Annotated in this window: 12 protein-coding genes; 6 read left to right on the top strand and 6 right to left on the bottom strand. The window is 45.6% G+C overall.

The window, feature by feature from the left end:
- Positions 1-53: 53 nt before the first annotated feature.
- The 3 genes from AB4Z29_RS21775 to AB4Z29_RS21765 all read left to right on the top strand — a co-directional run bounded on the left by AB4Z29_RS21775 (position 54) and on the right by AB4Z29_RS21765 (position 3462).
- Positions 54-419 carry a BlaI/MecI/CopY family transcriptional regulator gene (locus AB4Z29_RS21775; protein ID WP_441945097.1) on the top strand — a complete coding sequence of 122 codons (366 nt, stop codon included), beginning with the start codon at positions 54-56 and terminating at the stop codon, positions 417-419.
- Between the two features lie 2 nt (positions 420-421).
- Positions 422-2380 carry a M56 family metallopeptidase gene (locus tag AB4Z29_RS21770; protein WP_441945096.1) on the top strand — a complete coding sequence of 653 codons (1959 nt, stop codon included), beginning with the start codon at positions 422-424 and terminating at the stop codon, positions 2378-2380.
- 539 nt (positions 2381-2919) lie between these two features.
- Positions 2920-3462 (top strand): DoxX family protein, encoded by a 543-nt coding sequence (locus tag AB4Z29_RS21765; RefSeq protein ID WP_441945095.1) that lies wholly within the window; start codon positions 2920-2922, stop codon positions 3460-3462.
- 1322 nt (positions 3463-4784) lie between these two features.
- Here the strand turns inward: AB4Z29_RS21765 and AB4Z29_RS21760 are convergent.
- The gene (locus AB4Z29_RS21760; protein WP_441945094.1) at positions 4785-5225 is read right to left on the bottom strand and encodes a GNAT family N-acetyltransferase; all 441 of its coding nucleotides are present in this window, start codon (positions 5223-5225) and stop codon (positions 4785-4787) included.
- 38 nt (positions 5226-5263) lie between these two features.
- Complete coding sequence (locus AB4Z29_RS21755) at positions 5264-6148, bottom strand: TetR/AcrR family transcriptional regulator (RefSeq protein ID WP_441945093.1); 885 nt, start codon at positions 6146-6148, stop codon at positions 5264-5266.
- 133 nt (positions 6149-6281) lie between these two features.
- Here AB4Z29_RS21755 and AB4Z29_RS21750 point away from each other — a divergent pair, with 133 nt between their 5' ends.
- Positions 6282-7067: an MBL fold metallo-hydrolase gene (locus AB4Z29_RS21750; RefSeq protein WP_441945092.1), complete on the top strand. Its 786-nt coding sequence runs from the start codon at positions 6282-6284 to the stop codon at positions 7065-7067.
- A gap of 88 nt (positions 7068-7155) precedes the next feature.
- On the opposite strand, the gene AB4Z29_RS21745 is transcribed toward AB4Z29_RS21750, so the two are convergent.
- The 3 genes from AB4Z29_RS21745 to AB4Z29_RS21735 all read right to left on the bottom strand — a co-directional run bounded on the left by AB4Z29_RS21745 (position 7156) and on the right by AB4Z29_RS21735 (position 8881).
- Entirely contained in the window at positions 7156-8130 is a 975-nt protein-coding gene (locus AB4Z29_RS21745; protein WP_441945091.1) for an NAD(P)-dependent alcohol dehydrogenase, read from the bottom strand.
- Positions 8131-8199: 69 nt separating this feature from the next.
- Entirely contained in the window at positions 8200-8433 is a 234-nt protein-coding gene (locus AB4Z29_RS21740) for a helix-turn-helix transcriptional regulator (RefSeq protein WP_441945090.1), read from the bottom strand.
- 1 nt (position 8434) lies between these two features.
- A complete protein-coding gene (locus tag AB4Z29_RS21735) occupies positions 8435-8881 on the bottom strand; it encodes a hypothetical protein (RefSeq protein ID WP_441945089.1) in 447 nt (148 codons plus the stop codon).
- A 525-nt stretch (positions 8882-9406) separates the two neighbouring features.
- On the opposite strand from AB4Z29_RS21735, the gene AB4Z29_RS21730 reads away from it, so the two are divergent.
- Positions 9407-10912 (top strand): malate:quinone oxidoreductase, encoded by a 1506-nt coding sequence (locus tag AB4Z29_RS21730; RefSeq protein ID WP_441945088.1) that lies wholly within the window; start codon positions 9407-9409, stop codon positions 10910-10912.
- A gap of 445 nt (positions 10913-11357) precedes the next feature.
- Here the strand turns inward: AB4Z29_RS21730 and AB4Z29_RS21725 are convergent, their stop codons facing one another.
- Entirely contained in the window at positions 11358-12209 is an 852-nt protein-coding gene (locus AB4Z29_RS21725) for an NAD-dependent epimerase/dehydratase family protein (protein ID WP_441945087.1), read from the bottom strand.
- A gap of 316 nt (positions 12210-12525) precedes the next feature.
- Between AB4Z29_RS21725 and AB4Z29_RS21720 the strand changes: the two genes are divergently transcribed.
- On the top strand, positions 12526-13284 hold the full coding sequence (locus AB4Z29_RS21720) for a YheC/YheD family protein (RefSeq protein ID WP_441945086.1): 759 nt from the start codon (positions 12526-12528) through the stop codon (positions 13282-13284).
- Positions 13285-13625 lie beyond the last annotated feature (341 nt).

Genomic DNA, 13625 nt, shown 5'->3' with positions numbered 1-13625 from the left:
TAGTTATAAACTCAGCGTGTGGGTTTACAGTTGTAAACCGGATAGGAGAGGTTATGATGAGCAACTTGAAGCTATGCGAAAGTGATTATCGCTTTATGCTTGTCGTGTGGGAGAGCGAGCCGGTGGCATCGGGAAGGCTGGTAACCCTTTGCTCAGAAAAGCTTGGCTGGAAGAAGCCGACCACTTATACCGTGCTTCGGAAAATGTGTGAAAAAGGATTGCTTAAAAATGAGGCTACCATTGTAAGCTCCGTGATTCCAAAGGAGCAAATACAAGCTTACGAAAGCGAGCATTTTATTGAACGGACCTTCGAGGGCTCGCTGCCTCAGTTTCTCGTAGCCTTTTTTGGCAACAAAGCCCTCTCCAATAAGGAAGCTAATGAGCTAAAGCGCCTAATTGACGAGCATAAGGAGGGGTGAGTATGGAAACGTTGTTTCTCAAAATACTCAATATGTCCGTCACTGCCACTTATGTGATCGTCTTCGTGTTTCTCATGCGGTTACTGCTGAAACGGGCGCCGAAGAAGTATTCCTATTTGTTGTGGGCAATTGTTCTGTTTCGCTTAGTCTGTCCGGTGTCGATTTCATCGGAGTTCAGCCTCTTTAATGCAGCCCCTTTTGATATGACCACAGCGCAAAAGAACGGCGAGGCGGCGGCGCTTAGCTATGTCCCTGCAGATATCGGCGATATGGATAAACCGAAGATGACAGTGGGCATACCGACCATAAACGCCATCATAAGCGAAAGTCTGCCCCCAGCTGCCCCGGTCGAAAGCGTACATCCTGTGCAAATAGCAATACAGCTCGGCACAATCGTGTGGAGTGCAGGCACCGCGGCATTGCTTATTTATGCGATAGTATCCTACTTCCGCTTGAAACGCCGCATGGCAACGGCAGTTCGTCTGGATAAACATATATTCGAGTCCGACAACATTCGGTCTCCATTTATTCTTGGTTTTATCAAGCCGCGAATTTATATCCCCTTTGGGCTCCGGGAGCAGGAACGGCTCTATATTCTGAAGCATGAGGCCTATCATTTAAGAAGGAAAGACCACCTAGTCAAGCCGCTTGCCTTTGCCGTTCTTGCCGTCCATTGGTTTAATCCGCTTGCTTGGCTTGCCTTCGTATTTATGGCCAAAGACATGGAGATGAGCTGTGATGAAAAGGTGCTGTCGGAGGCCGGCTCTGGTATCGCAAAGGAATATTGTACGTCTTTGCTCGCTTTTGCCGCTAATCGCCGCTTTCCGACTGCAAGTCCGCTGGCCTTCGGAGAGACGGTGGTTCGGGAGCGTGTAAAGAATGTACTGCGTTTTAAGACGCCAAAAAAACGAATAATCGCCTTCGCTGCCGCTATATGCATGCTTGCTGTCGCCGTCTGTGCCACAAATCCAGTCGTGAATGGATTATTGAAGAAGACTGGTGAACCGTATGGCAGCTATCGTTTCGAAGAGCAAGTATATATGAATCCGCTGAGTTCATTTTTGGCCTTTGAAGGGTTTAAGGAGTACTACACGCTTACCGAAAATTCGCTTATCGTAACGGACGAAGCGGGTAATCAACAGAAAATCGCGGCAGTCTATGAACGGGAAGCTTTTGACGAGAAGGAGTTCAAGAGCAGCTTTATGATGCCTGGCATAAATGTTCCTGCTATTTCTGGCTATAAGGAGCGCTATCAGTACGTTCTTAACCATTCTGATGCTAATCCAGGTTATCGTATATATATGATGGATGATGAGGTATGGCTGGCGAAAATACACATGGACAAAGTCAATATCTTAAAGAGCGAATATATCTGGAGTATTTATAACATTTCGAAGCTTGACGAGAAAATACCCGAAACTGCTGCCATTGCGGGGACGGAGGACGGCGTCGATGCCTTTCTAGCATTGCAAAAGGAATCCGAATTTGGTTACGACAATGACAAGTGCTATAATATCACACCGGCATCAATTATAGAAAACTCTGATTATCGAATTTTCAAGTATGCTCAATCCGCGGCATCCTTTTTGCTGTTTGAAGGAGAGGTGTACCCGCTTGGTGAGTGGCTCGGCGGGCATGGGGTTACGAGCATGGCTCTAGCCGATCTGGATAGTGACGGGGAATCGGAATTGTATGTTACTTATTCATGGGGCTCCGGGCTCCACCGCTCCCATGTCGGATATTTCAACCCGACTGCTAAAGAAGTGGTTACCTTGCCATACACGAATATGAATGAGGATATGACCCTCGTGGACAATCACGACGGCAGCTTGTCACTTTACGCAGCAGCCATCTCAAACATGGAAGATTTTACTCATTTCAATACGAAGGGAACCGATTTTATTTCGGATATTGTTTATGCGGATGGGCAGATCTTATTAAACGCTGCAGTTAATGAGTGAAAGTTTCTGCCTTAGGAACAATAGCGAATAGCGACTAGGATATCATGTTTGGTTTTATAATAAAGACGCTAGCTTCTTTTCAGACTGTGTAGGTCTTACTACCGCTGCATATTATCGAAACGAAACAAACAAAAGGACTGGAGCCCTCGAAGGAGGGATTCCAGTCCTATTTCGATCATGCTTGGGACGGGGGGTGAGCTCAAAGCCTATGGATGTCGCTGTCTGGATATGGCGGATTGTTACAGCACGCTGCAGCCTCCTTAGGGGAATAGCCGAAGGGTAACGCGCTTATTCACAAAGTATTCACCTTCTCAAACAGACATTGTGATTTTAATCACAATGTCTGTTTGAGTTTCGTTTTATAATGAAGACATCAAATACAACAAGTATTAGCAGCTAGAAACTAAACGAGGATGGTGAATCCGATGAATAGGTTACGATCTCAAATTTCGGTGAAATTGCAGTTAATCCAACAACGGTGAGTCAATTTTAATAGCTATAGCAATCAAATCTAAAAATGAAAAATGGGAGTGAGTATCATGCTAAAATTTTGGAGAGAGCATAAAATCGCTGGTATACTAGTCACTATTATCCGTTTTGTAGCGGGGTATGCGTGGTTAACCGCTGGATGGCATAAGCTTACAGGAGCAAAGCCTTTCGACGCAACAGGTTTCCTCCAAGCAGCCGTTAACAACCCGGTGCTCGATAAAGCCACAGGCGAGGCGGTTTACCCAACGTATACGGCTTTTCTAGAACATTTTGCACTGCCGAACATTAAGATCATTAACCATGCCATTCCACTGGGGGAATTTCTTGTAGGACTTGGACTTATCCTTGGTACACTAACAGTCACTGCCGCTTTCTTTGGAGCTTTAATGAACTTCATGTTCATGTTCGCCGGTACTGTAAGCACTAACCCTTGGCTTCTGTTGCTTGGAATGGTCGTCATCTTTGCCGGTGCTAACGCAGGACGCTTCGGACTAGACCGCTTTGTCCTTCCGCTAATACACAAAGGACTGGATCGACTCCTGCACCGCAAGCCGAAAGATATGACAACAGGTGCGGGACTGATAGTGAAATAAACCTAGCAGGTGCATCAAGTCAAGGTTAGACGGTAACATAGCTCGCCGTAAGCAGGACTTTCGTGAAATGCTAGGGGATACGCAGTTATATGTAACAGAATTGCTCATCCTTGCTCAAGGTAATGCTTCAAAGGTCGGAACCCCTTTATAAGGAGTTCCGACCTTTTGATTACATAGTTATTTTACCCTTCCTATAAGCACCTATTTGTGCTTACAGCCCTTCGTCGGCCCTTATGCACATGCCGTGGTCGGTGAATGAGCATATGCCCTGTCTGCTCTGTAAGAACGCATGCGTTCTTACAGACGCTCAGTTGGGTTACTTTTGACGCTGTAAGCACCTATTTGCGCTTACAATCACTCTTTGGGGCTTGTGCACACGTCTGTCTGCTCTGTAAGAACACATGCGTTCTTACAGAAGCTCAACTTAGTTACTTTTGATGCTGTAAGCACCTATTTGTGCTTATAGCCATTCATTGGCGAATGAGTAATGCCCTGACTGCTCTGTAAGAACGCATGCGTTCTTACAAACGCTCAGTTTGGTTACTTTTGACGTTGTAAGCACCTATGTGTGCTTATAGGCATTCGTCGGTGCTTGTGCACACGCCTATATGCTTTGTAAGAACGCATGCGTTCTTACAGACGCTCAACTTGGTTACTTTTGACGCTGTAAGCACCTATGTGTGCTTACAGCCATTCGTCGGTGCTTGAGCACACGCCTGTCTGCTCTGTAAGAACATATGCGTTCTTACAGACGCTCAGTTTGGTTACTTTTGACGCTGTAAGCACATATTTGTGCTTACAGCCATTCGTCTGCACTTGTGTACATGCCATGGTTGGCGAATGAGCATTTGTTCTGTCTGCTCTGTAAGAACGCATGCGTTCTTACAGACGCTCCGCTTGGTCACTATTATGGCTGTAAGCACCTATGTGTGCTTACAGCCATTCGTCGGTGCTTGTGCACACGCCTATATGCTTTGTAAGAACGCATGCGTTCTTACAGTCGCTCCGCTTAGTTACTTTTGACGCTGTAAGCACCTATACGTGCTTACAGCCATTCGTCGGCGCTTGTGCACACGCCTATCTGCTCTGTAAGAACGTATGCGTTCTTACAGTCGCTCCGCTTGGTTACTTTTGACGCTGTAAGCACCTATGCGTGCTTACAGCCATTCGTCGGCCCTTGTGCACATGCCATCGTCGGTGCTTGTGCACACGCCTTGCTGCTTTGTAAGAACGCATGCGTTCGTACAGACGCAGGAGGTTTAAAATCAACATGCCCCAAAGCTAAAAAAAGCCTGCCTGATGAAGCAATGGGTTAATAAACGTTATAGGCCGAGGTGAAGCAGGGGAAAGGGCTTTCCCGAACCGTCCAGCTCCGATCTTCCAAGCTGTATAAAACCAAACCGTTTGTAGAATGCGCATGCGCCATCGTTTTGCTCATTCACATCAACAAGGAGAGCGTTTCCTTTTATCCTTTGAGCGTGTTTGATTAAACGACTGCCTATCCCCATGCCGTGGTATTCCGGATCTACGAATAACATTTCGATCTTGGCCCCGTCAAGCCCAATAAATCCTACCGGTTTTTGGTCTTCGGTTCTTTTTACCCAAATCTCAACCTCGTTTAAAGCTCCATTCTGAACCATTTGACGGTAAAATTGGATATCTGAATCCGTCAAAAAGGTGTGGGTTAGACATACGGCCCTATACCAAATATCGACTAATATATCATGCTCACTTTCCTGATAAGGAGTTATCTCATCCAACATGATTATTCCTCCAATCTAAATATTAAGAACCCTGTAATCTAGCTCATGATCAGCTTGAGCTGGCGCAAATACGAGCGCAGCTCCGGGACAGCCTCCAAATGGGCCTTCAACACTCGGATCAGAGTAAGGTTAGGCTGCTCATTCTGCACTTCTTTGCGCAGCAGGGTAACAACCTCTATTAATTCCAGACGAGTGGCATCCGGCAGGGGGAGTGACTGTATCCTTTCCTCCATCGCTGCAAGAAATTCGCCAACCGTTTCCTTCCGGGCTTCCTTATCTTTGTGGCGGGGCGGATCAACGTGGACAATCCATTCACCGATAATCGGCTTAGGTGCCGTCCGCATCAAATCTAGAACGACGGCTTCCATGCGATCGACGATGTAGTCCGCGAGCTCAGGGATCGGCAGCGAGATGACCTTATGCAAAATGCCATTCGTATATTCGTGAAGAATGCCCCGGAAGATCATTACTGCGTCCCATGCCTGCGGTTCGAGCTGCTCACTGAATGCTTCGATCAGCATCTCCTTCTGCCAGGTAAGCAGAGTTAGGTTCGTCTTCTTCTGCGCTTCTACGAACGTCTCATTTTCCTTAATAGGAGACTCACCGAACGCGATCATAAACAAGTAATTCTCTAGAACATAGTATATATAGAAATCGATTTTGCGGCTTAACTTCTCCTTGGCTGACAGGCCAGAAGTCATTCCGGTGCGTTCAAGCTCATTCGCCTGATCAAGCAGCAGCTGATGGCATGCGACGAACGCTGCTGTGAATAAGTCCTCTTTGGAAGCGAAAAATTTGTATATGCTGGCTTTGGCCATCCCGCATGCTTCAGCGATGTCTTGCATGGAGGCGGCACCATAACCCTTATTTCGAAATAAATCCATGGCCGTTTCAAGAATTGCGGCCTTCTTTAAATCTTTCATGTTGACTACCACCCCACCTTATATTGACATGTGTCGCAAGCGAGGTCAACGTTCTGCCGTTGACATTAAAACTCATTAGTTCTATATTGAACTTATTAGTTTTTTTATATGAAAATAAAGGAGGTGTGCCGAGTTGACCCCAAGCGCCAGCTCGGCAACAAGGATGCGCATTGCGGAAGGTTTAGAGATGTTGGACTTAGAGATGAAGCTTGGCGACCGTACGATGGCGATTCATCCAATCATTGCATATGACAATGACTCTTGGACATTAATTGATACGGGGATGCCTGGCTCAGCGAGCATCATTCTTGCCCATGCCAAGCAAGCCGGAATTTCCGACAAACCACTGCAAGCCATTATTTTGACTCATCAGGACATTGACCACATTGGCAGCTTGCCTGAGTTCATCGCGAATATGAGCGCGGCAGCGTTCGAAGTATACGCCCACGAAGACGATAGGGACACGATCGATGGGAAAGCGCCGCTTCTGAAATTCCCCCAAGAGAGCTTGAACGCAGAGCTCGACACGTTGCCAGCAGAACTTCGCGCTCAGTTCGAGAGTATCTTCCTTCATCCGTCCAAGCCGAATGTAACGCGGCTTGTAGAAGACGGAGAGACGCTTCCTATAGGAGGCGGACTAACTGTCATTCACACGCCAGGTCATACGCCGGGTCACTTCAGCCTCTATCATCAGGCAAGCAAGACGCTCATAGCCGGAGATGCTCTAGTTGTCCATAATGGCGAATTGCTGGGTTCCTCACCTTACTCTACGATTAACATGGAACAAGCTATCCGTTCGGTGGAGAAGTTCAAAGCGTTCGATATTGAAACGGTCGTCTGTTATCACGGCGGGCTGCTGAGAGGGGATATGAACAAGCGTATCGCAGAATTAATCGCACAGCTTGCAACCTTGGAATAAGTAACATCGAGCGGAGAGGGTTCGTCTAAAAAGATTTAAATACATCGCCAGATGGGCTTTTGCCTTTGGCGATGTATTTCACATGCTCCTAGTCCAGCAAACGTATGACGACATTGCCTTTTTTGTGGCCAAGCTCGACATATTTATGCGCCTCGGCCATCTGCTCTAGCGGAAAGCAGCGATCAATCACAGTTTTTAGCTGCCCGGCCTCAACGAGCTCTTTGAGAAAAAGGAGATCTTCTGTTCGTGGGGCTGCTGTTCCGCCAATAACCTTCTTATCTGTTGTCATTGAATACCATAATATTTTCAGTTCTGAGCCAGCCATACCCGTATGAAGGTAATTTCCGTGCTTGTTGAGCGAACGCTTGCTTTGTGGAAACGTAGTTTTGCCTACCGTATCAAAAATAATATCGTAGGTCTGTCCGTTATGGCTGAAATCGACTTTGGTGTAATCGATAATCGTATCAGCCCCCAGAGCTTTCACCATATCTATATTGGCAGTGCTGCATACCCCGCTTACTTCCGCCCCAAAGTACTTGGCAAGCTGAACGGCAAACGTGCCAACCGATCCGGATGCGCCAATAATGAGCACTTTCTGTCCGGGCTTAATGTTTGCTCTTTTGAGAAAGAACAATGCCGTTGTTGCCCCAATAGAGAGTGTGGCAGCCTCCTCATAGGTCATATTGACTGGCTTACTTACGATTACACCGTCTTCAGGAAAACATTTGTACTCGGCATGGGCGCCGAAATGAACCCCGAAGGTCGATGCGACAATTGGATCCCCTGCCTTGAACCTTTTCACATGTTTGCCGACTGCTTCCACTTCACCAGCCAGCTCCATGCCGAATATCGGATTTCGGGGTTTCCTCAAACCTAAAGCGATCCGTCCAGGGAGCCAGAATAAGGGGGGGACGGTGAAGCTGCGCATTCTGCAATCCCCAACATTTACGGACGTCGCATGGACTTTGACCAATATTTCATTGTCTTTGGGAAGCGGCTTTTCGAGCTCTTTAAGCTGGAGAACCTCTGGTGACCCGTATTTGGTCGCTGAAACTACCCTCATGATTAGAATCCTCCTTATGAAAGAATCATGCCATATGCCCATCAGGCAACTAACGGCACAGCATTGTATTTATAGCTTTTGCTGTCTTGGATCATCTTGATAAGAGAATACCGATTCCAAAGGCAAGTTGAAGACAATAGCTATTCGAAAAGCTAGCTCAAGAGAAGGGGAGTAATTATCTTTCTCCATCGCTACGATGGTTTGTCGTGTTACCCCCACTTTTTCAGCCAATTGCTGTTGCGTCATTTCATTATGGTTGAATCGTAAGCTCCGAATGTTGTTGCTAATAAGAGATTTGCCCATCTTAGACTCCTTTCCGATAAAGATAAAGCTGTGTGAAAGTGCCAGCTAGCTCTGCTGCAAAGCCGGAGAAGAAAAGAATAATGAACATGGTGGAGGGCTGCATATTCATGACGAGAGATCCCAGCGCGAGAACAAAGCCTAGAAGAAAAACATAATGAGAAGTTTTGGTTGCTTTCAATTCAATTAACTTGTCTAGCTCATCAGAAAATGCGGGATCCTTTTCCTTCGTGGCAATGGTGTTGATGATGCTGAACATAATATGAATGATGATTTTGGCTACGATCGACACTGGAATTAAGATTAAGATAGCACTCCCCCAGAATCGAAAGGTATCTGTTTGGTCTAAGGCCACATCTTGGTACCTTTGCAGCACATACACAAAATAGAGGGTTGTAATCAGTACGGTGCTCATTAAGGATACGATATTCTTTTTTTCTTGATAAGACATATTCATTCCTCCTGTATGATGATCTTTACCTTTAGTAAAGTATTTCAAACATAATGTAATATATAGTATACATTATGTCAATATTTATTTACATATCAGCCCGGAGTCTCCCAGCTGCACTTGAGGATCGGGTAAGGAACAGACCATTCATGTACGACTTGTGAAAGTTTCTTTAATCACCTTAATTAGTAATGCTATTACAAATAATGGGTGGTACCCAAAGCTGCAACTCACGGAAACAAATCGGTTAAAGCCATTGTTTTTCCTTTTCTTGAGGCTTTCTGGACGATTTCTAATTGCTTGCATCGAGCTGCATATCCTCACTGAAATTTACCAGCTTTTAAATAGCATATAACTATCATATAATAGTAGGTAGTTAAGTTTATTAATCATGGTGTTGCACGATGATCAGGATAGGATTGATACAGAAAAGGTTTGTGACTAGGACGTATGAGGCTTGTTGTGCAGCCTGAGCAGGAGCGCCTATATCTTTTCTTCAAATATTAGAGTGTTAGGAAGGTAAAAATGAGCGACAGACAAACCAAAACAGACGTTATCTTAATTGGTGCCGGAATCATGAGTGCGACTTTGGGGTCAATGCTGAAAGAATTAGTACCTGACTGGAAAATTACAGTGTTTGAGAAGCTTGGAAGCGCAGGAGAAGAGAGTTCTAATGAATGGAACAATGCGGGAACGGGACATGCGGCACTATGCGAGCTGAACTACACGTCAGAAAAGCCGGACGGATCTGTGGATATTAGCAAAGCGATCAATGTGAATGAACAGTTCCAGGTTTCCATGCAGTTCTGGTCTTATCTAGTAAACAGCAACCTCATTCGCAATCCGCAGGACTTTATTATGCCATTGCCACATATGAGCCTAGTGCAAGGGGCACAGAACGTAGCGTTTTTAAAAAGACGCTTTGACGCGATGACAAGTAATCCATTGTTTCAAGGGATGGAATTTTCCGATGATCCGAAGAAGCTGAAGGAATGGATTCCGCTTATTATGAATGAGCGAACTTCGAAAGAACCGATAGCGGCAACCAAAATCGACACGGGGACAGATGTCAATTTTGGTGCTTTGACGCGCATGCTGTTCGATCACCTAAAGACTAAAAACGTCGATATTCAATACAAAAAAAGCGTTAATGACATTAAGCGTGCAAGCGACGGCACGTGGGAATTGAAAGTGAAGAATGTCGATAACGGAACCGTAGAACGCCATAATGCCAAGTTTGTTTTTATCGGCGGCGGTGGAGGAAGCTTGCATTTACTGCAGAAATTCGATATTCCTGAAGGAAAGCATATCGGAGGATTCCCAATAAGCGGGCTCTTTATGGTATGTAACAATCCGGATGTCGTTGCCCAGCATCACGCGAAGGTGTACGGTAAAGCTGCGGTAGGCGCTCCGCCGATGTCTGTTCCGCATCTGGACACTAGATTTATCGACAACAAAAAATCTTTGCTATTCGGGCCGTTCGCCGGTTTCTCGCCTAAGTTTCTAAAAACCGGCTCCATGTTCGATTTGATTACTTCTGTAAAGCCTGATAATCTCTTAACGCTGCTTGCGTCAGGCGCCAAAAACGTTCCATTGACAACCTACCTCATCCAGCAAGTCATGTTATCGAAGGAAAAGCGCATGGAAGAGCTGCGAGCGTTCGTCCCGAATGCCAAAAGCGAGGATTGGGACCTATTGGTAGCAGGACAGCGTGTGCAGGTTATCAAAGATACGCCTGCCGGCAAAGGAACGCTTCAATTTGGTACAGAGGTGGTCAGCGCTGCTGATGGCTCCGTAGCTGCTTTGCTTGGCGCTTCGCCAGGCGCTTCTACTGCCGTTCACGTTATGCTTGAGGTCATTAACAAATGCTTCCCGCAGCATGTAAAAGCATGGGAACCGAAATTAAAAGAAATGATTCCTTCTTACGGCCTTTCACTCATGAATAATCCTGAGCTGTTGCATGAGGTTCATTCCTCAACAGCCCAATCACTTGGTCTAAGCAGCGCACCGCAACCCGTTCCACAGGCTTAGTTCTACGTACGTTTTTATCATTAGCGTGCCCGGCAATTTTCGTTCCTATTCACTAAGAGGTGGGTAGATTGCCATTGCGCACAGCGTCTCCATAACGAATAGCGTCCGGAAAAGCGGGCGCTATTTTTTTGCGTTCAATGGAAACAGCTCTATTTGAAGTGTAGACTTAAAACAAAGTTTGATAATTTAGAATAAAGATTGATAATAATCCCTATATTTCAGCCATAAATCGACTGATGGTGCTTCATTAAATTAACGGGCAAGATACTTGAATAAATACGGTATTCTATAATGAAAATCGAATTCGATCAGGAGGAGCATTAAGGGGGCATTGTTTCCAATAATGATTTCTTCTTATGTAAAATGTTATAATTTTAATGAAAAAGCGGAGATAAAAATCTCCGCTTGTTTGAACAGATTCAATTGTTTATTCTTCAGCTGCCGCTTAATGAAGCGTCTTAGGAAAACCTTCACGCCATGAAGCGAACCGCGGACTCCAGCCATTCCGAAGTGCCTTTGCATTAAGCGCTCCACGTTCTCCTCTCACGCTTCCGGGCATTGTCTTGGGTTCAGGAGCGTTAAGGGCTTTCGCATAGACAGGCACCCATTCAGTACCCGCTGCTGGATCGCTATCCACAATGTTATATGTTCCTGTGGGCCATTCCAGTGCCAAAACAGCTGCAACTGCGGCGTCTTCTGTATGCACAAAAGAAGTGACGCCGTCAGTAGCAGGCAAGTTCCCAAGCCGAACTTGCTCTGCGAACAACCCATTCGAATCGTACCAGGTCCTTTCACCGTACAGCACGCCATATCTAAGAATGACATGCTCCAGCATTTCCGCAGCGGCGGTTTCTAGTGCATGAACACCGTTCACGCTTGTGAGTTGCGGTTCAGGAGCATCAAAGTCTAGTGGACAATCCTCCGTTGCCGGCCCTTCTCCGGGCGCATAGGTCATTGTGATGCTTTGCGCGATCATCCGGCGAACGCCAGCGGCAAGCGAAGCATCCACTAAGTTTCTCGTTCCTTCCACGCGAATTCTTGCATTGGCGGATGGATCCAAGGCCTGCAGCGAAGTCAGTTGGTGAATTACCACCTCTGGGGACGTTTCGGCAAGTACTTTGAACAAATTCTTGCGATCATATACATCCGCTTGGACGAATGAAGCCCCATCTTTCTTTAAACTTTCTGCATGCTCCGGGTTGCGTATTAACCCAATCACCTCATGTCCCTTTTGTACTAGCATCGGAATGAGTACCCTCCCGATGACACCACTTGCTCCAGCAACTAAAATCTTCATTCGTTACTGCCTCCTTTATCTATTTTTATTTAAGACAATTCTGCTATAGCATTTGTGACATAAGATGCGACAAGCGCTAAATTAATGTGCTTACGGGAAACGATAGGTGAATACTAAAAGGGCTGCCTGGTGGTCAATGTCATTAAGTTCAGCTTTATCAAACTTTATTTTAAAAACACTTGAACTCCTTAACGAAAAACCAAGGGTTTGTAGCTTTAAAATTATCAGACTTTATTATAAAGCTACATGAAGCTACTAGACAGGAGCACGAGCAAACCTTCTTAACTTCCCATATGCTGAGGAAAGGGGGGGGGATATGATGAGTTATCGCAGCACAACGATTAAGAGTAAATGGGTAAAAACGAAGTGGCTGCTTAAGAATGCAAGTATAAGAAAATACGTTCCTCGAACCTTGCTCTTTAACCGAAGCAATCTAAGTACTCTTCTTTCACAGCATTCAACTGTGTTTTTCAAGCCCACCGGCGGAACAGGCGGCTTTAATATTGTGCGCATTAAAAAACGGGACCATGGCTATCAGGTTCAGCATAACTCGCAAAAAAACCATTGTGCCACAAAGGATTCTCTCTATCACCAATTGCAGAAACGAGCCAAGAATCGCTCTTATCTGCTGCAGAAGGGCATCAAGTTAGCCACTGTGAAGGGCAGACCCTTTGATATTCGTGTCATGGTTCAAAAAACGAATGACGGCATATGGAAGAGCACGGCGCTTTTCACGAAAGTAGGCATGCCGGGCAAAGTGGCGACAAACTACCATCAAGGCGGCGAGCTGGGTTATTTCCGTACAACGCTGTCAAAGGCAGGCTTCAGCAAGTTAAGTATCGAACGCAAAGAAAAGGAACTAAAGAAACTTGGCAAATCAGTCGGGAAATTATTTGACAAACATAGCAGCGGATTTCGAGAGCTGGGACTCGACATTGCCTTAGACAGTAAAGGAAACGTTTGGATTCTAGAGGTGAACACGAGACCTCAGTTCTATCCTTTGAAGCATTTGAATGATAAAACACTGTATCGTAACATTATGACTTATGCCAAGCAGTATGGGAGAAAAAAATAAATAGATTACTTAGCTTCAGCCGTAACCTTTGAATGGTCTGTTAACCCAATGCTTTATAAGTTTGATCCCAAAGACTCTATTGGCACGTTGTCAGGGTACCTTTCTTTAAAGCCTTTTGCTGCAGATAAAGGATTCGGCAAGCTGAAGGACAAGGCAGGCGCCTACGTGAAAAAATGGAATGAAGAATGCCGGAAGCGACGGGATGCCTATTTGAATGAATTTTGGTATTCAGCAAAAGAGCCAATGAGATGTATGTCTCCTTGGCTCTTTATTTATGAGCATTCATATGGTTATGGCATGGCTGGAAGCCCTGTTCCAATCAAATTTGATCATTTGGAATA

The sequence above is a fragment of the Paenibacillus sp. 2TAB23 genome, from assembly GCF_052115165.1.
Taxonomy (GTDB): domain Bacteria; phylum Bacillota; class Bacilli; order Paenibacillales; family Paenibacillaceae; genus Pristimantibacillus.
The sequence above is the reverse complement of the archived record's forward strand: the minus strand, read 5'-3'. Positions and strand labels throughout refer to the sequence as shown.

Excerpts from the sequence above, each read along its gene's own strand:
- AB4Z29_RS21775 (WP_441945097.1), top strand. The coding sequence starts at position 54 with ATGATGAGCAACTTGAAGCTATGCGAAAGTGATTATCGCTTTATGCTT.
- AB4Z29_RS21770 (WP_441945096.1), top strand. The coding sequence starts at position 422 with ATGGAAACGTTGTTTCTCAAAATACTCAATATGTCCGTCACTGCCACT.
- AB4Z29_RS21765 (WP_441945095.1), top strand. The coding sequence starts at position 2,920 with ATGCTAAAATTTTGGAGAGAGCATAAAATCGCTGGTATACTAGTCACT.
- AB4Z29_RS21760 (WP_441945094.1), bottom strand. The coding sequence starts at position 5,225 with ATGTTGGATGAGATAACTCCTTATCAGGAAAGTGAGCATGATATATTA.
- AB4Z29_RS21755 (WP_441945093.1), bottom strand. The coding sequence starts at position 6,148 with ATGAAAGATTTAAAGAAGGCCGCAATTCTTGAAACGGCCATGGATTTA.
- AB4Z29_RS21745 (WP_441945091.1), bottom strand. The coding sequence starts at position 8,130 with ATGAGGGTAGTTTCAGCGACCAAATACGGGTCACCAGAGGTTCTCCAG.
- AB4Z29_RS21740 (WP_441945090.1), bottom strand. The coding sequence starts at position 8,433 with ATGGGCAAATCTCTTATTAGCAACAACATTCGGAGCTTACGATTCAAC.
- AB4Z29_RS21735 (WP_441945089.1), bottom strand. The coding sequence starts at position 8,881 with ATGTCTTATCAAGAAAAAAAGAATATCGTATCCTTAATGAGCACCGTA.
- AB4Z29_RS21730 (WP_441945088.1), top strand. The coding sequence starts at position 9,407 with ATGAGCGACAGACAAACCAAAACAGACGTTATCTTAATTGGTGCCGGA.
- AB4Z29_RS21725 (WP_441945087.1), bottom strand. The coding sequence starts at position 12,209 with ATGAAGATTTTAGTTGCTGGAGCAAGTGGTGTCATCGGGAGGGTACTC.
- AB4Z29_RS21720 (WP_441945086.1), top strand. The coding sequence starts at position 12,526 with ATGATGAGTTATCGCAGCACAACGATTAAGAGTAAATGGGTAAAAACG.